The 23,640-nt window shown below is 63.2% G+C and carries 20 protein-coding genes; 15 read left to right on the forward strand and 5 right to left on the reverse strand.

The window, feature by feature from the left end; translation table 11 throughout:
- The first annotated feature begins 1 nt into the window (after position 1).
- Together GSQ88_RS05200 and GSQ88_RS05205 are read left to right on the forward strand one after the other, a co-directional pair.
- Complete coding sequence (locus tag GSQ88_RS05200; RefSeq protein WP_159006320.1) at positions 2 to 310, forward strand: NIPSNAP family protein; 309 nt, start codon at positions 2 to 4, stop codon at positions 308 to 310.
- A 69-nt stretch (positions 311 to 379) separates the two neighbouring features.
- A complete protein-coding gene (locus tag GSQ88_RS05205; RefSeq protein WP_159006321.1) occupies positions 380 to 1,195 on the forward strand; it encodes an isocitrate lyase/PEP mutase family protein in 816 nt (271 codons plus the stop codon).
- Between the two features lie 68 nt (positions 1,196 to 1,263).
- Here the strand turns inward: GSQ88_RS05205 and GSQ88_RS05210 are convergent, their stop codons facing one another.
- A complete protein-coding gene (locus tag GSQ88_RS05210; protein WP_159006322.1) occupies positions 1,264 to 1,683 on the reverse strand; it encodes a hypothetical protein in 420 nt (139 codons plus the stop codon).
- A 177-nt stretch (positions 1,684 to 1,860) separates the two neighbouring features.
- Between GSQ88_RS05210 and GSQ88_RS05215 the strand changes: the two genes are divergently transcribed.
- Entirely contained in the window at positions 1,861 to 2,502 is a 642-nt protein-coding gene (locus GSQ88_RS05215; RefSeq protein ID WP_159006323.1) for a trimeric intracellular cation channel family protein, read from the forward strand.
- A gap of 10 nt (positions 2,503 to 2,512) precedes the next feature.
- On the opposite strand, the gene GSQ88_RS05220 is transcribed toward GSQ88_RS05215, so the two are convergent.
- The gene (locus GSQ88_RS05220) at positions 2,513 to 3,742 is read right to left on the reverse strand and encodes a cytochrome c (protein ID WP_159006324.1); all 1,230 of its coding nucleotides are present in this window, start codon (positions 3,740 to 3,742) and stop codon (positions 2,513 to 2,515) included.
- 290 nt (positions 3,743 to 4,032) lie between these two features.
- Between GSQ88_RS05220 and GSQ88_RS05225 the strand changes: the two genes are divergently transcribed.
- Together GSQ88_RS05225 and GSQ88_RS05230 are read left to right on the forward strand one after the other, a co-directional pair.
- Positions 4,033 to 7,524 (forward strand): indolepyruvate ferredoxin oxidoreductase family protein, encoded by a 3,492-nt coding sequence (locus GSQ88_RS05225; RefSeq protein WP_159006325.1) that lies wholly within the window; start codon positions 4,033 to 4,035, stop codon positions 7,522 to 7,524.
- A 113-nt stretch (positions 7,525 to 7,637) separates the two neighbouring features.
- Complete coding sequence (locus GSQ88_RS05230; RefSeq protein ID WP_159006326.1) at positions 7,638 to 8,012, forward strand: hypothetical protein; 375 nt, start codon at positions 7,638 to 7,640, stop codon at positions 8,010 to 8,012.
- 475 nt (positions 8,013 to 8,487) lie between these two features.
- On the opposite strand, the gene GSQ88_RS05235 is transcribed toward GSQ88_RS05230, so the two are convergent.
- Complete coding sequence (locus GSQ88_RS05235) at positions 8,488 to 10,167, reverse strand: carbamoyltransferase family protein (RefSeq protein ID WP_246735064.1); 1,680 nt, start codon at positions 10,165 to 10,167, stop codon at positions 8,488 to 8,490.
- Between the two features lie 946 nt (positions 10,168 to 11,113).
- Here GSQ88_RS05235 and GSQ88_RS05240 point away from each other — a divergent pair.
- The 9 genes from GSQ88_RS05240 (at position 11,114) to GSQ88_RS05280 (ending at position 21,707) form a co-directional block, all read left to right on the forward strand.
- Positions 11,114 to 12,262 carry a thiolase family protein gene (locus GSQ88_RS05240; RefSeq protein WP_159006328.1) on the forward strand — a complete coding sequence of 383 codons (1,149 nt, stop codon included), beginning with the start codon at positions 11,114 to 11,116 and terminating at the stop codon, positions 12,260 to 12,262.
- Positions 12,262 to 12,651, forward strand: coding sequence for a Zn-ribbon domain-containing OB-fold protein (locus GSQ88_RS05245; RefSeq protein WP_159006329.1), 390 nt, complete (start codon positions 12,262 to 12,264; stop codon positions 12,649 to 12,651). Before GSQ88_RS05240 ends, GSQ88_RS05245 begins: the two co-directional genes overlap by 1 nt.
- A 179-nt stretch (positions 12,652 to 12,830) precedes the next feature.
- On the forward strand, positions 12,831 to 13,691 hold the full coding sequence (locus GSQ88_RS05250; RefSeq protein WP_159006330.1) for a MaoC family dehydratase: 861 nt from the start codon (positions 12,831 to 12,833) through the stop codon (positions 13,689 to 13,691).
- A 156-nt stretch (positions 13,692 to 13,847) separates the two neighbouring features.
- The gene (locus tag GSQ88_RS05255; protein ID WP_159006331.1) at positions 13,848 to 14,726 is read left to right on the forward strand and encodes an SDR family oxidoreductase; all 879 of its coding nucleotides are present in this window, start codon (positions 13,848 to 13,850) and stop codon (positions 14,724 to 14,726) included.
- A 90-nt stretch (positions 14,727 to 14,816) separates the two neighbouring features.
- On the forward strand, positions 14,817 to 15,773 hold the full coding sequence (locus tag GSQ88_RS05260) for a dihydrodipicolinate synthase family protein (protein ID WP_159006332.1): 957 nt from the start codon (positions 14,817 to 14,819) through the stop codon (positions 15,771 to 15,773).
- Between the two features lie 197 nt (positions 15,774 to 15,970).
- Positions 15,971 to 16,771, forward strand: coding sequence for an NUDIX hydrolase (locus GSQ88_RS05265; RefSeq protein WP_159006333.1), 801 nt, complete (start codon positions 15,971 to 15,973; stop codon positions 16,769 to 16,771).
- 130 nt (positions 16,772 to 16,901) lie between these two features.
- A complete protein-coding gene (locus tag GSQ88_RS05270; protein WP_159006334.1) occupies positions 16,902 to 17,813 on the forward strand; it encodes a DMT family transporter in 912 nt (303 codons plus the stop codon).
- 99 nt (positions 17,814 to 17,912) lie between these two features.
- On the forward strand, positions 17,913 to 18,890 hold the full coding sequence (locus tag GSQ88_RS05275) for a Bug family tripartite tricarboxylate transporter substrate binding protein (protein ID WP_159006335.1): 978 nt from the start codon (positions 17,913 to 17,915) through the stop codon (positions 18,888 to 18,890).
- A gap of 141 nt (positions 18,891 to 19,031) precedes the next feature.
- Positions 19,032 to 21,707, forward strand: coding sequence for a PAS domain S-box protein (locus tag GSQ88_RS05280; RefSeq protein WP_159006336.1), 2,676 nt, complete (start codon positions 19,032 to 19,034; stop codon positions 21,705 to 21,707).
- 36 nt (positions 21,708 to 21,743) lie between these two features.
- Here the strand turns inward: GSQ88_RS05280 and GSQ88_RS05285 are convergent, their stop codons facing one another.
- Positions 21,744 to 22,091, reverse strand: a complete 348-nt coding sequence (locus GSQ88_RS05285) for a GrlR family regulatory protein (RefSeq protein WP_159006337.1) — start codon at positions 22,089 to 22,091, stop codon at positions 21,744 to 21,746.
- Positions 22,092 to 22,355: 264 nt separating this feature from the next.
- Positions 22,356 to 22,739 (reverse strand): VOC family protein, encoded by a 384-nt coding sequence (locus GSQ88_RS05290; RefSeq protein WP_159006338.1) that lies wholly within the window; start codon positions 22,737 to 22,739, stop codon positions 22,356 to 22,358.
- 250 nt (positions 22,740 to 22,989) lie between these two features.
- Here GSQ88_RS05290 and GSQ88_RS05295 point away from each other — a divergent pair, with 250 nt between their 5' ends.
- Positions 22,990 to 23,592: a hypothetical protein gene (locus GSQ88_RS05295; protein ID WP_159006339.1), complete on the forward strand. Its 603-nt coding sequence runs from the start codon at positions 22,990 to 22,992 to the stop codon at positions 23,590 to 23,592.
- Positions 23,593 to 23,640: the final 48 nt, after the last annotated feature.

Raw genomic sequence — 23,640 nt, forward strand, 5'->3', positions numbered from 1 at the left:
CGTGACCATCACCGTTTTCATCCGCTACCAGATCGATCCGTTCAAGCGCGCATTGTTCGAGGAATATTCCAAACGCTGGCTCACGATCATCCCGAAGGCGGGTGGCGATCTGCTCGGTTACTGGATGCCGCACGAGGGCACCAACAACATCGCGTTCGCGCTGATTTCCTTCGAAAGCCTGGCGGCTTACGAGAGCTACCGCGCGCGGCTGCGCAGCGACAGCGAAGGCATGGCGAATTTTGCCTTTGCCGAGGAACATCAATTCATCCTGGCGGAAGAGCGGACGTTTTTGCGCAAGGTCGTCGCATAGCGCGGCGCTGGCGCCCGATGCCGCGCGTCGCTATCTTGGCGGGCAGATCACAACAAGGGAGAAAAAGCCATGGCGGTCACCACAGCCGACAAGCGGGCGACATTCCGCAACATGCATCAATCCGGATGTTTCGTGCTGCCCAATCCCTGGGACGTCGGCAGCGCTTTGGCCTTACAGCATCTGGGCTTCAAGGCGCTCGCGTCCACCAGTGCGGGCTTTGCCTGGTCAATCGGCAAATCCGACAACCGCGTGACGCTCGAGGATGTGTTGCAGCATCTCGACGCGCTCTGTGGCGCGGTCGATCTGCCCGTCAACGCCGATTTCGAGGGCGGCTTCGCGCACGAGGCTGACAAGGTCGGCATCAACGTCGCGCGCGCCGTCAGGACGGGCGTTGCCGGATTGTCGATCGAGGATTCGACCGGCGATGCCGAAAAGCCGCTCTACGAGCGCGAACTCGCGATTGCGCGCATCAAGGCGGCGCGGGCCGCGATCGACGCCGACCAGAGCGGCGTGCTGCTGACTGGCCGCTGCGAGGGTTTTCTGGTCGGCCGCGACGATCTCGACATGGTGATCGACCGGCTCAAGGCGTATGCGGAGGCCGGCGCGGATTGCCTCTACGCGCCCGGCATCAAGACGCGAGAACAGATATCGGCGGTGGTGAAGGCGGTGCATCCGAAGCCGGTCAATCTTCTGATCGGCGCGTCCGGTCTCTCGGTCAAGCAGGCCGAAGAACTCGGCGTGCGCCGCATCAGCGTCGGCGGTTCGCTGGCGCGCACGGCGTGGGCCGGTTTTATGCGCGCGGCGCGCGAGATGGCGGAGCATGGGACGTTCGCCGAGCTTGCCAATGGCTATTCCGGCGGCGAATTGAACAAGATGTTCAAGTAGTACGCCGTCCACAACAGCGCGGCGGGCGGTGAAACGCCCGCTGCGTCAATTCAGGCGGCTCTTATCCGCTACCGCTGTTCCGAGTGATTGAAGGGGTTGGCCCTCTGGGTCGTGTCGCTCGGGGTGGGGCTCGGCGGCGGCGGACGATTGGCGGCAGCGCCCGTGGTGACACCCGGCGCGGAGTTGGCGCGCGGCGTCACGTCACGCATGCCCGGAGGCGCCGGCGGCGGTTGCGTATTGTCCTGCGCCGTCGCGGCGACCGGCGTAGTGCCGGCCTGTTCGACCGAAGAATTGTTCAAGCCATAAAATACCGCGCCAAGCACGACGGCGATGCCCACGGCGAAGATCGCGATCTTGCCGCCGCTGGCCCGGCCCTCCGCGAGTTCGGGATCAGGCTGCAATCGATTGTCGAGGCGCGTGGGGTCGCGCAAATCGTCGCCGGCAAGCGGCGGACGCATGAGCTCGTCCGGAATGCGTTGGTTGGCCATCGATGGGTTCCTCCGTTGGCTTCCGTTACTAACGGCCGCGGCCCGCCCCAGGTTCCTGAGCGCGTCCGATTTCCGGGCCTGTTCAGGATGGAACCCGCGACGTAAGTTCCAGCTCCAGTTCCAAACTCAGTTCCAAGCTCAGTTCCAAGCTCAGTTCCAAGCTCTTGGGGGATTGCGATGCGGGCTCTGCCGCCGGGCGATATCGTTCTCTACGGCCTGTCGCTGGTGGCGATCGCGGCACAGGCGATGACCGCGGCGCTGGCTGCGGGGCGGCGCAGCATGGACTGGGTCGGCGTCTGCCTTTTGGGCTCGATCACCGCGCTCGGCGGCGGCACCATCCGCGACGTCCTGCTCGGGCATTACCCGCTGCTGTGGGTGGAGAACCCGTCTTATCTCGCCCTGACCGGGCTTGCCGCCTTCGTGACCATCCTGGTCGCGCGGCTGGTGCATCGGTTGAACCTGGCGTTTCTGGTGCTCGACGCCATCGGGCTTGTGGTGTTCACGATGGCCGGCTGCGATGTCGCCTGGCAGATGAACGAGCCGCTGACGATCGTGATCGTGTCGGGGATGATCACCGGCTGCGCCGGCGGCGTGTTGCGCGACATCCTGTGCAACGACGTGCCGCTGCTGTTTCGCTCCGAACTTTACGCCAGCGTCTCCGTGGTCACCGGGCTGTTCTACGCCACCGCGTTCGGACTGAAATTGAACGACGAGACCTGGACCACGCTGACCTTTGTGCTCGGCCTGTCGTTTCGCCTGCTGGCGATCCGCTACAAATGGCAAATGCCGAAATTCGTCTTCAACGAGGACGGGCGGTAAGGGGGCACGGTCATTTGCGCGCGGCCGCCACCTGCGAAGCCGTCACCGCGGAGGCGGAGTTGCCCCAGGAATTGCGGACATAGGTCGCGACATCGGCGATCTCCTGATCCGACAAATCCTTCGCGTAAGCCGGCATCGATCCGGTATTGGGCGCGCGCGGCGTAGTTACGGTCTGCGCGCCCTCAAGGATGATGCGCAGCGTGTTGGCGGGGATCGCCGATTGCAGATTGGCATTGCCGGGCAGCGGCGGATAGATCCGCGGCGCGCCGGAGCCATCGACTTCATGGCAGGCGATGCAGGCGCGCTTGTAGATCCGCGCACCGTCGCTCATTTGCGTCGCCGCGGGCGGCACGACATTCGGCTCCGGCGCGCCGGCCGGCAAATCCTTCAGGTAGACCGCCATCGCACGAACATCGCCATCGCTCATGTTGGAGGTCGAATCGACCACGACCTCGGCCATCAATCCGCCGGCATGGCTGCGGCCGTTGCGGCCGCTTTGTAGATACTCGACGATATCGTCGACGCTCCACGATTTCAGTCCGCTGCGTTCCGCGCCATCGAGCCGCGGCGCGAACTGGTCCTGCACCAGTCCACCACTGAGCGCGCGGGCGGGCTTGTCGGCGCCGAACACGTCCTTGGTGGTGTGGCAGGCGCCGCAATGGGCCGCACCTTCGACCAGGTAGCGGCCGCGATTCCACTCCGCGCTCTTGTGCTGGTCGGGCTGGAGGATACCGGGCTGGAAGAACAGCCAGTCCCAGCCGCGCATCACCACGCGATAGTTCAGCGGCCAGCGCAGTTGCGGCGGCGATGGTGCGTTCGTGACCGGCGCCAATGTCGCCAGATAAGCCTTGATCGCCAGAATGTCCTGGCGGGTCATTTTGCTGAAATAGGGATAAGGGAACGCCGGGTAATAGCGCGAACCGTTCGGCGCCACGCCGTTACGCAGCGCTTGATAGAAGTCCTCGTCGCTCCAGCCGCCGAGGCCGGTCGCGCGATCCGGCGTCAGATTGGCCGAATAGATGCCGCCGAATGGCGTCTCGATCCGCTTGCCCCCGGCGAACGGTTTTAAGGGATCGGCGGTATGGCAGCCCGCGCAATCCCCCGCAGTGGCCAGCGCCTTGCCGCGCGCGAGGGTGTCGGCGGAGGTTTGGGCCTGAGCGGCTTGGGCCCGGGCTTCGCCCAAGGCGAACTTCGTGCCGAACGCAGTGCACAAAAGCAGAGCCGGCAGAATCGCTCGCATCGCACCGTATCGTCGCTGCACCAATAAAATCTCCCAAACCTCATTATAACGCAAAACCGGGACGAACGATCGCGCCACGCCATTTCGTGGCCAAGCGCCGTTACGACACAAACCGAAATAAAACGCCGCTATTCCCGGCACGAAATTGCGATCTGCTTCCTGCGGGTCTCCATTGCCCAGATTTCTGATGCGCGGCCTGCGAAAACCGACATAGACTGGTTCTAAGGAATTGAACAATTACATAAAAACCCGCAAGCGGCCGCTGCTTGCCCGGGTTTAAAGAGGGTGGAATGGGAATCAACCAAGGTCCGATCAGTCTCGATCAGAAATACACCCAGGGCTCCGGCCACGTCTTCCTGACCGGGATTCAGGCGCTGGTCCGGCTGCCGATGGCGCAGATCCGCCGCGACCGCGCCGCAGGCCTCAATACCGCGGGCTTCATCTCCGGCTATCGCGGGTCGCCGCTCGGCGGCTATGACCAGCAATTGTTCGCCGCGCGGAAACATCTCGAACAGTACAACGTCAAGTTCCAGCCCGGCGTGAACGAAGACCTCGCGGCCACCGCGATCTGGGGCTCGCAGCAGCTCAATCTGTCGCCCGGCGCCAACCATGATGGCGTGGTCGGCATCTGGTACGGCAAGGGCCCCGGCGTCGATCGTTGCGGCGACGTGTTCCGCCACGGCAATGCGGCGGGCTCGGCCAAGAATGGCGGCGTCCTGTGTCTGGCCGGCGACGATCACGGTGCCAAATCCTCCACCGTGCCGCATCAGTCCGACCACGCCTTCATCTCGGCGCTGATGCCCTATCTCTATCCCTCGAGCATCCATGAAATGATCGAGATGGGGCTGCTCGGGATCGCGATGTCGCGCTATTCCGGCTGCTGGGTCGGCATGAAGGTGATCACCGAAACCGTGGAGACCACGGCGGAGATCGACCTCTCCGACGAGATGAAGCCCTTCATCATTCCGACCGATTTCGAGATGCCGCCGGGTGGCCTGAACCTGCGCTGGCCCGACGACCGTTACGACCAGGACCGGCGCTTGCAGGACTACAAGGGCTTTGCCGCGATCGCGTTCGCGCGCGCCAACAAGGTCAACCGTATCACCATGGATTCGCCGAACGCGCGCTTCGGCATCATGGCGTCGGGCAAGAGCTACGAGGATATCCGCCAGGCGCTGCGCGAATTGGGGATCACCGAGGAAGTCGCCGCCAAGATCGGCTTGCGGCTCTACAAGATCGGCATGCCCTGGCCGCTGGAGCCGCAAGGCGTGCGCGAGTTCGCGGTCGGCCTTGAAGAGATTTTAATCGTCGAAGAGCGCCGCGAGATCGTCGAGAATCAAGTCAAGCAGGAATTGTTCAACTGGCGCGACGACGTCCGCCCGCGCATCATCGGCAAGATGGACGATCACGACAAGCGCTTTTTGCCCTTCGCGGAAGAACTCAGCGTGGCGTCACTGGCGAGCTCGCTGACCGAGCGCCTGCTTCGACTTAATCTCAATCCCGAAATCGCAGCCATGCTGCGCGCCAAGGCCGACTGGTTCAACGGCCGCCAGGCCAGCCAGATGCAGGCGGTGGCGCCGATCACCCGCACGCCGTATTTCTGCTCGGGCTGTCCGCACAATACCTCGACCAAGGTGCCGGAAGGATCCCGCGCGTTCGCCGGCATCGGCTGCCATTTCATGGCGCTGTGGATGGACCGCTCGACCGAGACGTTTACCCATATGGGCGGCGAGGGCGTGCCCTGGGTCGGCGTCGCGCCCTTCACCAAGGAAGAGCACGTGTTCGCCAATCTCGGCGACGGCACTTATTTCCATTCCGGCAGCTTGGCGATCCGTCAGGCGGTCGCCTCCAAGGCCAACATCACTTACAAGATCCTCTACAACGATGCGACCGCGATGACCGGCGGCCAGCACGTCGACGGCGAACTCTCGCCGCAGCAGATCACCTTCCAGCTTCACTCCGAGGGCATCCGCGACATCTATCTGGTGTCGGAAAATCCCGACGCCTATCCGGCCTCCGAGATCGCGCCCGGCACCAAGACCGCGCATCGCGATGAGCTCGATGCGGTCCAGAAGACGTTGCGCCAGGTCAAGGGCGCTTCCGCTATCGTGTTCGTGCAGACCTGCGCCGCCGAAAAACGTCGCCGCCGCAAGCGCGGCACCATGGAGGATCCGGCGCGCCGGGTGCTGATCAACCCGGCGGTCTGCGAAGGCTGCGGCGACTGTTCGGTGCAGTCGAACTGCATCTCGGTCGAGCCGCTGGAGACCGAGATGGGGCGCAAGCGCGCCATCAACCAATCGACCTGCAACAAGGATTATTCCTGCGTCAAAGGTTTTTGCCCCTCCTTTGTCACCGTCGATGGCGGCAAGCTGCGCAAGCGCGCGCCGGCCGGCGTCGGCGATATCGGCGAACTGCCGGAACCGGCGTCGCGTCCGTCGCTGGAGCGTCCCTATAACGTCGCGGTTGGCGGCGTCGGCGGCACCGGCGTCCTGACCATCGGCGCGCTGCTCGGCATGGCCGCCCATATCGAGGGCAAGGCCAGCATGATCCTCGACATGTCGGGGCTGGCGCAAAAGGGCGGCGCGGTGCTGAGCCACGTTCGGCTCTCGGAGCACACTGCGGACGTGACCTGTTCGCGCATCGTCACCGGCACCGCCGATCTGGTGCTCGCGGCCGACGAGGTGGTGGCCGCCGCCAAGGAAACCATCACGCTGTGCGAATCCGACCGCACCACCGGAATCATCAACACGCATCTGATTCCGATCGCGGATTTTATCCTGAACCGCGATTTCAACTTCCAGGCGCGCAAGGTCAATCACGTGCTGGAGACCGCGCTGCGCAAGGATTCCTCGTTCTTCGATTTCACAAAACCAGCCGAAACCCTGCTCGGCGATTCCATCGCCACCAACATGATGATGATGGGCTTTGCCTATCAGAAGGGGCTGCTGCCGCTGTCGGCGCAATCGATCCAGCAGGCGATCGAAGTCAACGGCGTCGCGGTCAAGATGAACATGCAAGCCTTCCAGTTGGGGCGTCTGGCGGCGGCCGATCCGACGCGGCTCGCCTCGATGATGAAGGGCCAGGACGAGACGGTAGCGCCGAAGACGCTGGATGCAATGTCGCTCGATGACATCATCGCGCATCGCTCGACATTATTGACCGAGTATCAGAACGAAAAGCTTAGCGTCCGTTATCGCAAGCTGGTGTCGCAGGTGCGCAGCGCCACGACCGATCTCGGCTTCGGCGACGAGTTGCCGCGCGCGGTCGCGATCAACTACGCCAAGCTGCTCGCCTACAAGGACGAATACGAGGTGGCGCGTCTCTACACCGACGGCCGATTTGAAAAGCAACTGCGCGACCAGTTCGACGGCGACTTCAAGATCAATTTTAACCTCGCGCCGCCGCTCCTGGGCGGTGGCACCGACGCGCTGGGGCGGCCGAAGAAGCGCGCGTTCGGCGCGTGGATGATGCCGGTGTTTCGTAACCTGGCGAAAATGCGCAACCTGCGCGGCACGGCATTCGACATTTTCGGCTACAGCCCCGACCGCAAGCTCGAGCGCGAGCTGATCACGGCTTACGAAAAGGATGTCGCCTCCGTGCTCGTCGCGCTGTCGGCGATCACGCTCGATACCGCGATCGAATTGCTGTCGCTGCCCGATCGCATCCGAGGCTACGGCCCGGTGAAGGAAAAGGCCGCGCACGACGCCAGGACCCGCCACACGCAACTGACCGCCGACCTCGCCAACCCGCCGCCGGCACCGCGGCAGATCGCGGCGGAGTAAATCGGCGGCGTTATCGGGGAGTTTCAACGGGCAGATCGGTTTCGAATTGCCGGAGTTGGTGGTTGCCCTCGAAAAGAAATCATTTCAATTCTGAAACCTTTCCGGATTGGCCAATGACAACGGATCGCGAGGAACTCATTTCAAAGCTGGCTGTGGGAGATATGTTTCACGCTTCGTTTTCAAATGAAGCGGTAAGAATGTGCATTGTGACGTCGGTGAATAGTGCGGCTGTGATGGCAAGGGCAGTTACGACCCAGGAAATTTTTTCTTTTGATCGAGTTTTCGGGAGGGCGCAATCGATAAGAGGAGCAATTTGTACCATCGACTCGGTTTATCGCCTGCCTGGTGAGATTCGAGATGTCTTGTTGGAGATTGATCGGCGTTACGGAGGGGAGCCGGCTCCCTACGGCCTGCCCCTTAGCATTATTGAGCGCCGCGCTCTTCTCGATGCAATGGAACTGTTCTCGTCAAACCCATTGCCGCTTTGATTACAGCAATTGGTCACAGACAAGAAGTAGGCACATCCGCGCGGTCAGCCCGATCGGCGGATCTGCAAGTTCGTCACCTCGCCCTGCTTGCGGCAGATCGCGGCGGAGTAGGCTCGAAGATTTCGTCATGCCCGGGCTTGTCCCGGGCATCCACGTCTTGGGAGTTTCAAGCAAGCGAGACGTGGATGGCCGGGACAAGCCCGGCCATGACGGATAGCGAGATGTTCGAGGAAGCCATCCTGCGAGACGCGGCCACGCGGCCGCTCCTCAGAGCCTGCGAAGTTATCTCAGGCGTCATCCTGAGGTGCGAGCCATTGCGAGCCTCGAAGGATGTTGTTCTGCGCGGCGCATGGCCGCAAGTACTGCGCTGAACACCATCCTTCGAGGCTCGCTGCGCTCGCACCTCAGGATGACGGCGGAGCTTATCATCGGGCCGCGCTTTGCGCGGCCTGCAGCCCTCAGCACGAGCCGCCCGCTAGCCTTCCGCCGTCAAACACACATTCTCCATGAACAGCGCGTCGATGCCGGATTTGCGGAAGGTGACGATGGCGTCGGCGGGGGTGCAGACGATGGGTTCGCTGTCGTTGAAGGATGTATTGACGACCATCGGCACGCCGGTTCGCTGATGGAAACAGGACAGCAACTCGTGAAAGCGCGGATTTGATTCCCGCCGCACCAGTTGCAGCCGCGCGGTGCCGTCGTGGTGCAGCACGGCGGGGATGCGATCGCGCAAGCCGGCCTTGACGGCGGATGCGAACAGCATGAATTCATGGCTCTTGGTATGGGCGCCGATCTCGAACCATTCGTCGGCGTGTTCGGCCATCACGCTCGGCGCAAAGGGGCGAAAATCCTCGCGGTGCTCGACCATTTGATTGAGGATGTTGCGCATGTCCGGCCGGCGCGGGTCGGCCAGCAGCGACCGGTTGCCCAGCGCCCGCGGCCCGAACTCCATGCGGCCCTGAAACCAGGCGACGATCTTGCCGGCGGCAATCATCTCGGCGGCGTCGCGCGCCGGGTTTTTGCTGATGCTGGCGGTGAGACCGGCGGTTTTGACCGCCGCGAGAATCTCGCGACGGCTGAACGCCGGCCCGAGATACGGCGTGGCGTTGCCGCGCTCGGGAGCCGTTTTCTGTTTGGCGCAATGCACCGCATAGGCGGCGCCGATCGCGGTGCCCGCATCATGCGGGGCCGAAGGGATGAACACATCGGAAAATTCGCCGGATTGCCGGACCAGATCGTTGGTCACGCAATTGAGCGCAACGCCGCCGGCAAAGCACAGATGGTCGAACGGTACCTTGCGTTTGATGCGGCGGACCAGCGCCATCACCGCCGCGCTGGTGGCTTCCTGGAGGGCGGCGGCAATATCGGCATCGCGCTGCTGAAGCTCTGCATCCGGGTCCCGCGGCGGACCGAGCAAACTCTCTATCCGGGGTTCCCTAGCCGATAGAAAGCCGATCGCCTCGGGGTCTATCGCATAATCCTGCTCACCGACGTGGATCATCTCCTGCAATTGGCGACGGAAGGTTTTCGGATTGCCGTAGGCCGCGAGCCCCATCAGCTTCGAGGCATCGAACACGGCAAAGCCGAGATAAGCGCAGATCACTTCCCATGCGAAACCAAGCGAGTGGGGATACTCGAATGTTTCGACTTGGTCGATACGCGTGCCCACAGCCTTCGCCAAGGTCGAACCGGCGGCCTCGCCGATGCCATCGACGGTGAGGATGGCCGCGCGATCGAAGCCGGACGGGAAATAGGCCGAGGCGGCATGGGCGAGATGGTGCGGCACGAAGTGAAATGTCTGCCGCAGCTTGCGCCGGAAAAGTTCGTCGGCGACACCGCGCACCTGGCCGAGCCGCAGCAGGAAGACCTCTTCGGCCCGCGGGTCCGGCCACCACTCCGCGCGGTAGCGCGTTTGGCGCAGCCGGGGGTCGAACGAGTAGGCGACGTGATCGATATCGTCGGCGGTGAGCCCGGCATGATCCAGGCAGAAACGGATCGCACGCTCGGGCAATTGATGCGGGTTGTCGACGTCCGGCAGCTTGCCGTATTTGATGCGATTGAAGCGTTCTTCCTCGACGGCTGCGACCAGCACGCCATCGACGAGCAGTGCCGCGGCTGAATCGTGATAGACCGCGTTGATGCCGAGAATGTTCACGGCCACACCCCCCACATGGGCTGCAGAATACCGAGCCATTCGCGATCGGCCATACGGCAGCATGCCGCAGCCTCCGTGAGGGTGCCTCGGATGGTCACGATGCATATGTCGAGTGATGCTCATAACAGGTTCAGGCAGCGCGGGTTCCGGCAACCGCTTGCCCGACGGGCAAATCACCTTCGCGCGCGGAATCCTGTCCAGCCCGTCAGCGAAAAATATTCCGCTTTGTTTTTGACCCAAATCAGTTGCGCATTCGGTGCGTCCTACCCGACAAGAGGGGCGTTGCGCACGTCACGAAACGCGCGGTGGGATGCGGTGGACGTAAGATTATCGCCAGACGAGCGATAGTCGTGCGTACGGCAAAGTCGTGTGGTCCTGACGCCCCGATGGCAGGTGTCAAGTTCGCAAGCAGCTCACGCTTCTTGGGGGCGACGGTGACAAACAAGCTATGGTCTCACCGGGGAGAGCACGGAATAAGCCGTCAAACCATTGCGCAGGGAAGGCCGGACTGCTTCCGCTGAACCTGTATGCTCATGTGCGTTTTTCTATCTACCCGTGCACATGAGACCGCGGGTGCAGCGTGCACCCGGTCTTCCCTGCGCCCTCTCTGTTTAGAGGGCATCGTTCTTGCAAAACTCGGGCGCATGCTGTCGCGAGAATGCGAAGTCGCATCCGGTCGTCGTCCCGGCCTTGAGCCGGGACCCATAGTCCCTGGCGTCAATTGTAACAGAAGGCATCTGCTCCAGTGCTAAAACGAGAACACACGGCGTATGGGTCCCGGCTCAAGGCCGGGACGACGACGTGAATTTGCAAAACTCGGGCAAATGGCACCGCGAGAATGCGGAGGTATGCGCCGTCTCGCGGGACGGAATATTTCCGCGCTTGCCAAGCCGCCCCCGACAGGCGAGAAAATGGCTGGAAATAAGAAACGCCAGCGGAGATCAATTTGACCATCAAGGGCAAGGCCTACATTGCCGGGATCTATGAACATCCGACCCGGCACGCACCCGATAAATCCACAGCCCAGCTGCACGCCGAGGTCGCCAAGGGGGCGATCGAGGATGCGGGGCTGACCAAAGCCGATATCGACGGCTATTTCTGCGCCGGCGATGCGCCAGGCGGGGTGATGCCGATGGTCGACTACCTCGGCCTCAAGGTTCGCCATTTCGATTCCACGGATACCGGCGGTTGTTCCTATCTGGTGCATCTCGGCCACGCCGCCGAAGCGATCGCCGCGGGGAAGTGCTCGATCGCGCTGGTGACGTTGGCTGGCAAGCCGCGCACCGGTGCGATGCCGCCGCGCAGCGCCGGAGCCGAGGCCGATTTCGAACTGGCTTACGGGGCGACCACCCATAACGTCTACGGCATGTGTGCCATGCGCCACATGCACGACTATGGCACCACCAGCGAGCAACTGGCCTGGATCAAGGTCGCGGCCTCCCATCATGCGCAGTACAATCCGCATGCGATGCTCAAGGAGGTCGTCACGGTCGAGGATGTGCTGAACTCGCCGATGATTTCCGATCCCTTGCACCGGATGGATTGCTGCGTCGTCACCGACGGCGGCGGCGCCATGATCGTCACCACGCCCGAGATCGCGAAAAGCCTGAAGAAGCCGCTGGTGCGCCTGATCGGCCATGGCGAAGCGATGAAGGGGCCGCGCGGCGGCAAGGATCTCGATCTGACTTATTCCGCAGGCGTCTGGTCCGGACCTCGCGCGTTCGAGGAAGCGGGCATCACGCCGAAGGATATCAAATACGCCTCGATCTACGACAGTTTTACGATCACCGTGCTGATGCAGCTCGAGGATATCGGCTTCTGCAAAAAGGGCGAGGGCGGCAAGTTCGTCGCCGACGGCAATTTGATTTCCGGCGTCGGCAAGCTGCCGTTCAACACCGATGGCGGCGGCCTTTGCAGCAACCATCCGGTCAACCGCGGTGGCATGACCAAAATCCTCGAAGCGGTGCGGCAGTTGCGCGGCGAAGCGCATCCGAAGGTGCAGGTGCCGAATTGCGATCTCGCGATCGCCCACGGCACCGGCGGACTGCTCGGCGTGCGTCATGCCGCCTCAACCTGCATTCTGGAGCGCGTGTGATGGCTGAAGCAAAGAAATATCCGGCGCCGCAAGGCAATCCCGAAAGCGCTGCGTTCTGGGAAGCCGCCAAGCAGGGCAAGTTCATGATCAAGCGCTGCACCGCCTGCGGCGAGCCGCATTATTTCCCGCGCTCGATCTGCCCGTTCTGTTTTTCCGACAAGACGGTGTGGGAGGAGAGCTCGGGCGAGGCCACGATCTACACCTTCAGCCTGATGCGCAAATCCCCGACCGGGCCTTTTGCGATTGCCTACGTCACCTTGAAGGAAGGCCCGTCGCTGCAGACCAACATCGTCGACTGCGACATCGACAAGCTCAAGATCGGCCAGAAGGTGAAGCTGGTGTGGAAGCCGACCGAAGGCGCGCCGTTGCCGTTCTTTACGGCGGCGTAATTTTTTTCCCTCTCCCCTTGTGGGAGAGGGTGGCGCGGACGAAGTCCGTGCCGGGTGAGGGGTATTGCTCTGCACCGACCCCTCACCGAGCAACGTCTTTTGCAGGTGCCGTGCAGCCCTCTCCCACAAGGGGAGAGGGCGCAGTAACGGGCGCTGAAAAAAATAACGGGAGGATCGCGATGCCGATCAAGTACGACGAGTTGATGGCGCTGAAAAATCTCGGACAGAAATACGCCTACACCGATCGCGAAGTGATGCTCTACGCGTACGGCATCGGGTTGGGCGCGGACCCGATGGATGAGAAGGAACTGGCGTTCGTCAATGAGGGCACGGCGACGCCGCGTCCGCTCAAGGTGGTGCCGACGTTTGCTTCGGTCGCGGCCTGGGGGGCCGGACCCGGTGAGATGAATCTCAACCGCGTGATGGTGGTCGATGGCGAGCGCGACATCACGTTCCACAAGCCGTTCGCGGTGGCGGCCCACATCACCGCAGATTCGACCGTGCTCGATGCCTTCGACAAGGGCAAGGACAAGGGCGCGGTGATCCGTCATCAGACCGTGCTGAAGGACGACAAGGGCGAGAAGCTCGCAACCCTGATTGCCTCGCGTTTTGCGCGCGGCGACGGCGGCTTTGGCGGGCCGTCCGAAGGCCAGCCCGAACCGCACAAGGTGCCGAGCCGCAGCCCCGACAGGACGGTCGACATCACCACCCGGCCGGACCAGGCGCTGATCTACCGGCTCTGCGGCGACCGCAATCCGTTGCATTCCGATCCCGAATTCGCCAAGCGTGCCGGCTTTCCGCGGCCGATCCTGCACGGCATGTGCACCTACGGCATCACCTGCCGCGGCGTGTTGCAGACCTATGCCGACTACGATCCCACAGCCTTCAAACAACACGCCGCGCGATTCTCATCGCCGGTGTTTCCCGGCGAGACCGTCACGATGGATCTGTGGAAGGACGGCCATGTGATTTCGTTCGAAGCCAAGGTGAAATCGCGCGACGTCACCGTGATCAAGAGCGGCCGGACGGTGCTGGGGTGAAGTCGTCGCTGGGAGCGAACTGAGGGTTTCGTCATGCCCGGCCTTGTGCCGGGCATCCACGTCTTTCCTTCGTGAGGCGAAGTAAGACGTGGATGGCCGGGACAAGCCCGGCCATGACGGCGGATAAACAGAAAACCGGTCAACGGAGAAACCACCATGGGATTGCTCGACGGCAAGGTTGCGATCATCACCGGCGCGGGCGGAGGGCTTGGCGAGGCCTATGCCAAATTGTTCGCACGCGAAGGTGCGGGGGTCGTCGTCAACGACCTCGGCGGCCCGCGCGATGGCTCGGGCGGCGACCAGAGCATGGCGCAGAAAGTCGTCGAGGCGATCAAGGTCGAAGGCGGCCGGGCGGTGGCCAATGGCGCCGACATCTCGACCCTGGCGGGCGGCCAATCGGTATTCGACGACGCCATCAAGAACTTTGGCCGCGCCGATATCCTGGTCAACAATGCCGGCATCCTGCTCGACGAGACCTTTGCCAAGGCCAAGGAGGCCAATTGGGACAAGGTGATAAAAGTGCATCTGAAAGGCACGTTCTGCTGCACCCAGCCGGTGTTCCGCTGGATGCGTGACAATGGCGGCGGCGTCATCGTCAATACCTCCTCGACCTCGGGCCTGATCGGTAATTTCGGCCAGACCAATTACGGCGCCGCCAAGGGTGGTATCTGGGGACTGTCGAATGTGCTGGCGATCGAGGGCCGCAAATACAACATCCGGATCTGGACGCTCGCCCCGGGCGCATTGACCCGGATGACCGCCGACCTGCCGCGCTACAAGGAAAATCCCGGCTTGGCCTTGGGACCGGACGGCATCGCGCCGGCCGTGCTGTACATGGTCAGCGACCTCTCGGGCGACCAGACCGGCAAGGTTTTGGGCGTTTCCGGCCCCCGTGGCGTCCGCGAGATGAAGATGATGGAAATGGACGGCTGGAAGCCGCCGCATTCGGGCTGGAAGGCGCAGGACTTGGTCGAGCATGCCAAGGAGATTTTCTTCTCCGACGAGCAGATCAAGATGGGCGCCCGGCGGTTCTGACGCTTCCGTAATTCCGTGGTGCGGGTATAAAGCCGTCACGCCGGGTTTGCTCCAAAGGGGCGTCCCGGAATGACGAAGAGAGAGACACACATGACAAAACTCACCGCACAAGCCGCCGGCACCTTCGCCATTGCGCCCACGCCGTTCCACGAGGACGGCCGCATCGATCATACCTCGATCGACCGGCTGACCGATTTCTACGCCGAGGTCGGATGCGACGGCGTGACCGTGCTCGGCATTCTCGGTGAGGCGCCGAAGCTCGATGCGGCGGAAGCCGAGGCCGTGGCGATCCGCTTCGTCAAGCGCGCCAAGACCATGCAGATCATCGTCGGCGTGTCGGCGCCGGGCTTTGCCACCATGCGCTCGCTGGCCAAGGCCTCGATGGATGCCGGTGCTGCCGGCGTCATGATCGCGCCGCCGCCGCATCTGCGCACGGATGACCAGATTATCAGCTATTTCAAGCAGGCCCAGGAAGCGATCGGCGACGATATTCCGTGGGTGCTACAGGATTATCCGTTGACCTTGTCGGTGGTGTTCACGCCCGCGGTGATCCGCAAGATCGTGATGGACTCACCGTCCTGCGTGATGCTCAAGCATGAGGATTGGCCGGGGCTGGAAAAGATCTCGACCTTGCGCGGATACCAGAAGGACGCCTCGCTGAAGCCGATGTCGATTTTAGTGGGCAATGGCGGTCTGTTCCTGGATTTCGAAATGGAGCGCGGCGCCGACGGCGCGATGACCGGCTACGCCTTCCCTGAGCTTTTGATCGACGTGGTCAAACTGTCGAAGGCCGGCAAGCGCGATGCCGCGCACGATCTGTTCGACGCCCATCTGCCGCTGATCCGCTACGAGCAGCAGCCCGGCGCCGGGCTGGCGGTGCGCAAATACGTGCTGCAGAAGCGCGGCATCATCGCCACCAGCGCGCAGCGCAAGCCGGGCGCGACCATCACCGCCGCGGCGAAGGCCGAGGTGGAATATCTGCTGTCGCGAGTCGCCCGCGTCGACAAGCGCGCCAATCTGCAGCCGCAAGCCAGCGCGGCGGAGTAACACGATCCTCATGGTGAGGAGGCGCGCTCCCCGCAGCGCTCTTGCGCTGTCCGGCGGCGTCGCCTCGAACCGTGAGAGCTGAACATTCATCCTTCGAGACGCGGCCAAGAGGCCGCTCCTCAGGATGAGGTGGACCTCATGGTGAGGAGGCGCGTTAGCGCCGTCTCGAACCATGAGATGTTTGTTGGAGTGATTGCATGGCTGAAGCTGCTGCCCCGCGTCCGGCGTCCACGATACTGCTGTTGCGGGACAATGCCGCGCGGAAGGAAATCGAGGTCTTCATGATGGTGCGCCATTACGAGATCGATTTTAACTCGGGTGCGCTGGTGTTTCCCGGCGGCAGCGTCGACGCGAGCGACAAGGAAATCATCGCGCGGCCGGAGCTTTATTCCGGCGGCGAGGGGCTCGATGCCGCGGACTTAAGCTTCCGCATCGCGGCGGTTCGTGAAACGTTTGAGGAAAGCGGCATTCTGCTGGCGCGGCCGCAAGGAGCGACCGCGCTGGTCGATGCCAAGCGCGCCGCCGAGATCGAGGCCGGCCATCGCGCCGCGCTGTGCGAGAGCAAGACGAATTTTCCAAAAGTGCTGGCCGACAGCGGACTGTCGCTGGCGCTCGACGAACTGGTGCCTTACGCGCACTGGATCACGCCGGAAGGCATGCCGAAGCGGTTCGATACCTGGTTCTTCGTGGCGTCCGCGCCGCCGGCGCAGCTGGGTGCGCATGACGGCAAGGAATCCACCGACTCGATCTGGCTGTCGCCACGCGAGGCGCTGGAGGGCGGCGAGAGCGGGCGGTTCAAGCTGCCATTTCCAACCACGCGCAATCTGATCCGGCTCGGCAAGCAGCCCAATGTCCAGGCCGCGCTCGATGAAATGAAGGGCAAGCCAATCGTCACGGTGATGCCGGTGATGACAAAACTCAATGGCGGCCGTCAGCTGCGTATTCCCAAAGAGGCTGGTTACGACGGCGAGCTGTTTGAAGTCGGCGCGCTCGGCTGAGAGTCCTAGCGGGCCTGTCCTCCGTCATGGTGGTCTTTGACGACATCACACTTCGTTACGTAACGAAGTATATTGGTTCTCCAGCCGTGTAGGTTTGTTTCCCGACTGCATCGGGAAGGGAACGATCCGGATGAGCGAATCTGACGTGCGACCTCGCAACTTGGCTTTCGAGCTTGTGCTACTGCTCGTGCTCGCAACGCTGTGGGGCGCGTCCTACACGTTTATAAAGCTTGGCGTCGCGACCATCCCGCCGATTACGTTGATCGCAGCGCGGACGACGATTGCCGCGGGGTTGCTGCTTGCGATCATGCGCTGGCGGGGTGTTCGGTTGCCGCGCGACGCTGCGACCTGGCGGCGCTTCCTGTTTCAGGCCTGCCTCAACAGCGTTGTCCCCTGGACGATGCTGGCCTGGGGCGAACGTTCGCTCAACGCCGGGCTTTCGACGATTCTGAATTCGACGTCACCGATCTTCACCTTCTTCCTCACGCTCGCCGTTGCCCGCCACGAAGCGCCGACGGCCCGAAAATTGTTCGGCGTTGCCGCTGGAATGGCCGGCATCTGTCTGATCGTCGGCGTGCAGGCCTTGTCCGGTCTCGGCGAGCAATTGGCCGCGCAGATCGTCATCGTACTCGCCGCGATCTGCTACGCGGGCGCGGCGATCTTCAGCCGCGGTTTCAGAAATCTCGATCCGATCGCGCCGGCGGCGGGCTCGCTGATCTCTGGCGCGGCGATCCTGATTCCGATGAGCCTGGTGATCGATCGCCCCTGGACGATTACGCCATCGACGGGCTCGCTGCTGGCGCTGCTCGGTCTTTCTGTATTCTCCACCGCCTGCGCCTTCGTGATCTATTTCCGGCTGATCCAGACCGTCGGATCGGTGGGCACCACCGCGCAGGCCTATTTGCGTGTGCCGATCGGGGTCGCACTCGGCGTCGTGTTCCTCGGCGAAAGCCTGACCTCGACCGCGTGGATTGGGCTCGCTTGCGTGGTCGCCGGTGTCGCGGCGATGACGATTCCGGCGCGCAAGGCCGCGATGGCCTGAAAACCCTCGTGCCCTTGCTGTATCGGAATAATCCCGGCATCCTGTCGTCAAATCCGAGCGCCGCAACGGCGCCGAAAAAGACATGGCAGGGCACGCATCATGAGGATCGGACGCATCGGCGTTCTCATCGGCGCATGCTTGATATGGCTCGCTGCGCCCGACGCCGGCAGGGCGCAGGAGAACTTCCCCAACCGCCCGATCCGCATGATCATTCCTTATTCGGTCGGCAGCGTGGTCGACGTGTTCGGGCGCATCGTCGCGCAAAACATCGCCGAGCAGTGGAAGGGGACGATTCTGAGCGAATCGAAATCCGGCGGCAACGGTTCGATCGCCGCGGAGGAGGTCGCACGCGCGGCGCCTGACGGATACACGTGGCTGATGGTGACGACGTTCTTCACCGCGAGCCCGTCGCTCAATGTCGCGCTGCGCTGGGATCCGGTGCGCGATTTCACCCCGATCGGGCAAATCTGCGGTGCGCCGAATTTCTTCATCGTGCCGACGACGCTGCCGGTGAACAACGTCGCGGAATATGTCGCGCTGGCCAGGGAAAAGCCCGGCAAGCTGAATTACAGCCATCCCGGCAAGGGATCGACCGGGCATCTGGGGTTTGAACTGTTCAAGCGGCTGGCCGGCATCGATGTGCCCGGCATCGGCTATCGCGGCTATCCGCAGATGGTGGCGGATATCTCCAGCGGTCTGATCACCTCGAGCTTCCTGTCCGCCAACCAGGCGCTGGCGCAGGTGCAGACCGGCACCATCCGGATCATCGGCGCGATCAACGACGGCCGGTCGAAATATTTCCCCGACGTGCCGACCATGGCCGAGCAGGGCTATCCCGGCGCCCAGGTGACGCCATGGTTCGGCATCGTGGTTCCCGCCGGCACGCCCGAGCCGATCGTCGATCGCATCAGCAAGGCGCTCGACGCGGCATTGGCGGCGCCGGACGTGCAGCAGAAGCTCGACCTCGCCGGATGTCCGCCAAAACCGGCCTCGCGGGCGGAGTTCGCCGGGATCATCAAGAATGACGTCGCGCTGTGGGCGAAGGTCGTCAGAGACGCCGGAATCCCCCCAGATTGAGGGGGCGGAAGCGGGCTCTGGCCCAGGGCTGGCGAAAGTCTTGTGAACGCCTCGTGAAGGGCTCGCCCGGGGGAGCCGCTTGTTCCCCTTGGGACCGATTCCAGCGTATAAAGCGGGCTGCCCGGAGCCGGTCACGAACCCATGCCCTTTGCCGCTATCGTCCAACGGATACGGTCGTTCTCGCTATCGATCGGTCAATTGACCTTTGGCGGCTTCCTGCTGGTCCTGGTGGTCATCATGGCGACCAGCATGGCCAGCGTGATCGCCATTCGCCATATCGACGCGACCTTCGGCGAATTGCAGCGGCTGCAGGATGTCGGTGATCTCTCCGAAGAGATCGACCGCCGGGTCGCGGAACTGCGGCTCGCCGCCCGCGATTTTGTGACCGATCCGAACGCGCAGTCCGATCGGGTCAGCGAGGCGGTTTCAGCGTTGAGCGCGCTCTTGAAAAAGACCCGGCTGGAACTGGCTCCCGAGCAGCAGGACATGATCGACGGCGTGGCGCAGCGCTTTGCGAATTATCGCGAAGGCATCGAGCATGTCGGCGCGCTGATTGCGCGCCGCGACGCACTTGTCGCGGCGTTGTCGCCGCTGCGCGAGCGGTTCGAAGCAGCACTTCCGGAGGAGCCCGATCGGCTCGTCGCCGGAAGCCTGTTTCGGGCGCAGAACCAAATCTCGTCGGCGTTGCTGGCACACGATCCCGTTTCCGCCGAGCGGTCGGCGCGGCAGATGCGGGCGCTGGCGATCGATAGTCCGGCGCTTCGTTCGGCAACCGACGGCTACGCCGATGCGATCAGTTCGATTTCGGATGCGGAAGCCGAGATTGCCAAACTCGACAAGGACGTGCTCGGCAATGAAGGCCGGCAGATCGGACGGGTGACCGACCTGCTGCGCGACGCCAGTGCGCGCAGGGGCCGTGTCCTGGCCAACGATTTCGCCAGGACGCTGCGGGACGACAAATGGCAAAGCATCATCCTCGGTATCGGAGGCGTGCTGGCGGGGCTTGCCGCGGCGCTGTTCGTGGTGCGCCGGACCGTTCGGCCGCTGAAGTTGATCGCCAGATCCATGCGCGCGCTCGCCGGCGGCGAGAAACATGCTTCGATCCCGGCGACCGATGTCGCTAACGAGATCGGCGACATCGCCCGCGCCGCCGAGGTATTCCGCCGTTCGCTGGTTGATGCCGACGCCGCGCGCGAGGCGGCGATCCACGCGCTTGGGGAGCAGCGGCTCGCCGAGGAAAGCTATCGCAAGCTGTTCGAGGGCTCGGTCGATGGAATTTATGTGACGACGCCCGCCGGCGCGCTGCTCAACGCCAATCCGGCGCTGGCGCGGATGATGGGATACGGCACGCCGGAAGAATTGATCGGACTGGTCAGCGATATCTCCCACAACATCTACGTGCATCCGGAGGCGCGAGAGCAGTATCGCGCGTTGATGGCGCGTGACGGCATGGTGCGCGAATTCGAATATCAGGTGCGCCAGCGTGGCGGCGCGATCCTTTGGATATCCGACAGCGCCACGGTGGTGCGTGACGAGACCGGCGAGGTAGTCCGGTATGAAGGAACGATCCGCGACATCACCGATCAGAAACGGGCCGAGGACGCCATCGCCGAAGGCCGTCGGCTGTTGCAGCAGGTGATCGACACCGTGCCCGCCGTGATCAACGTCAAGAACAAGGAACTGCGTTACGTCCTGATGAACCGTTACATGGCCGGTATTTTCGGCATCGAGCAGGCGGACGCGATCGGCCGCACCACCTCCGATCTGATGTCGCGCTACGGCGCGCAAAAGACCGACGAGAACGACAAGCGGGTGTTGGCGACCAGCAGGGGGCTCGGATTCTACGAGGAGGAATACATGGATGCCGCCGGCAGTATGCGGCAATGGCTGGTCAACAAGCTGCCGCTGCTCGACGCCGAAGGCGAGATTGAACGCATCGTCACCGTCGCGCTCGATATCGGTGAACGCAAGCGCGGCGAACAGGAGATGCGCAAAGCCAAGGATGCCGCCGAAGCCGCGTTGCGCAACTTGCGGGAAACCCAGAACTCGCTGATCGAGGCGGAAAAGCTCGCCGCGCTGGGACGGCTGGTGGCGGGCGTCGCCCATGAGGTCAACAACCCCGTCGGCATCAGCCTGACGGTGGCCTCGTCGCTGGAGCGCAAGACGGCGATTTTCACCGCCGAAGTGGAGCGCGGCGATCTCAGGCGCTCCCGGCTGACCGATTTTCTCGAAACCAGCCGCGATGCGTCATCGCAATTGGTAGCGAACCTCAACCGCGCGGCCGAGCTGATCCAGTCCTTCAAGCAGGTGGCCGCCGACCGGAATTACTCCGATCAGCGCAGCTTCGATCTTGGCGACCTGACCGAGCAGGTGGTGATGAGCCTGCGGCCCGGATTGCGAAAGCACCATCTGACGCTCAATGTCGACTGCCAACCCAATCTCACCATGAACAGCTATCCGGGCCCCTACGGTCAGGTGCTCACCAATCTCTTCCTCAACGCGGTGGCGCACGCCTTCCCCGAAGGCAGGCCCGGAGCGGTCGATATTCTGGTGAGGGAAGCCGGCACGGACAATGTCGAGATCATCTTTTCGGACAATGGCTGCGGCATGAGCCTCGACGTCCGGCGTCGCGCCTTCGACCCGTTCTTCACCACGCGACGCGACCAGGGCGGCACCGGGCTCGGTCTGCACATCGTCTACAATATCGTGACCAATCGCCTCGGCGGCCGGCTCGACCTTGAATCCCAGCCCGGCAAGGGGACGCGAATCCAGATCATCCTTCCCAAGGTGGCGCCGCTGGAGCAGGCGGCGGAATAGACGCCAATAGACGTCGGTCGACAGCCGTCTGGCTAGCTAGTCGCTCTCGGCCAGAAAGCGCAGCGTCGCCTTGAAGATCTGGCTGGCCTTGCCGACCAGCGCCGTGCCGTCCATGACGGCCCTGGTGTCGGTGAACGTGCCGGAAACGCCGACGCCGACCGGGCTCGGCCCGCCAAACAGCGGATTGGCGTCGGGGCTGCTGGTATGGCGCTGGACGAGCACCTCGCCCTTGAAGGTATCGCCCTTGACGGTGTAGCTGCCGATGTAAAACAGGTAGGCGTCGCCGCCGAGGATCTTGCCATCCCGGAATATGACAACACCGCTGCCCTTGCCAGAACGCCCGTCCTGCAAGGTGACGTGTATCGAATACAGACCGTTTTTCATCGTGTCCCGACGATCCCGTTGTCCCGACGGGATCGCTGTCTGTTATGCCAAAGTTTGACGCGGCGTCAACGCGACAGGTTGCCCTCGGCGACGGCTCGGGTACGCGTTGCGGCCTCGCGCACAGGCTTTTCCGGGCCATATCTGTCGTATGACAGAAACATGACATGACCCGGCGAGGCAGCTATGCCCGCGGCGGCATCGGCTAGGACGGGGCGTCTGGTGTCCAAGCACAGCGGACAGCCATCGCCGGTGAGACCGCGTGCCTCAGGCGTATTTCTTGTCGCGCTCGAGCAGTTCGATCGAAATGCCCTGCGGCCCGCGAATAAAGCAGATGCGCACGCCCGGTCGGATGGTGGTGGGCTCCTTGGTGAACTCCACGCCCTTGGCTTTGATCTCGGCAGCCACCGCGTCGATATCCTTCACCGTAAGCCCGAAATGATCGAGCCCCTGATAGGGCGTTACCGGCGGGGTGTGGACGCCGTCGCCTGCGGCGACCGGCGCGATGAACACATTGGCGCCACCGAGCTTCACGTCAATTCGCCCGGGGCCGCGGATGATCTCGCCGCCCAGGATATCCGCGAGCCAGGCGGCCATCGCTTCCGGGTCGGGACTGCGCAAATGGACATGGTCCCAGGTAACTGTCGGCATCGTCGGTCTCCCCTTGAGGGTTTACGCGTCGCTTGTCGCGACGCTTCTGGCGTTCGCCTGTCGCGCGCAATTTAGCGGCCCCGTTCCAGCAAGACCATCCCCCAGTGCCGCCGACCGATCCCCGCGGCCCGCCAACATTGTCGTGGGTGGCTGCAACTATTTCCGATTTGACGGATTATGCAATTTGACGGGGAAACCCGCCATTGGCGCTCGTTGTTGGAGCCACGCGGCGCAACGCGATGGGGTCACGATGAATACCGGGCTGTATCGCCTCGACCTGACCAGGCTAGCCGCGTTCGGTGGCCGTTTTGCCGATAGGCCGGATAAAGCCGCGGCCGACCGTCCGAATTATCCCAGGCTCGGGCTTCTTGGGTTGGCGGTGGTTGTGGTGGCCGGCTTTGGCGGCTGGATGGCTTGGTCGGAGGATGGCGAAGGAGCGGCCGAGGGCGAGCCGGTAGAGTTGGCGACGGCCGCCGTGCCGGAAAGCGTGTTGCCGGCTGCCACGGCCGGCGCGCAACAGGGCGCATTGCCGGAGACGCAGGCCGTGTCCCGCGAAGTACCACCGGCCGACGGCCTGAAGATATCATCGCAGCACTGGCGGCGGGGAGGTCTGGGGTCGAATGCCCTGGTCACCTTCACGCTTCGCAACGGCAACGACTACGCGGTCAGGGACATCGAGATTTCCTGCACTTTCAGCCGCGGAGACGGAAGCCATCTGACCGACCGCACGCGGGTGATCCACGACACCGTCCCGCGGAAGGGGCGGAAGACCTTCGCCCACCTGCATGTCGGCTTCGTCAACGTTAACGCCGATCGGGCCAGGTGCGCACCGGTGACGGCCAGCCATATTTAGCTAAATCACGTTCACAAAGAAGCGATTGAGGCGGCGTTGAACCTAACG

Source organism: Bradyrhizobium sp. S69 (assembly GCF_009766005.1).
Taxonomy (GTDB): domain Bacteria; phylum Pseudomonadota; class Alphaproteobacteria; order Rhizobiales; family Xanthobacteraceae; genus Bradyrhizobium.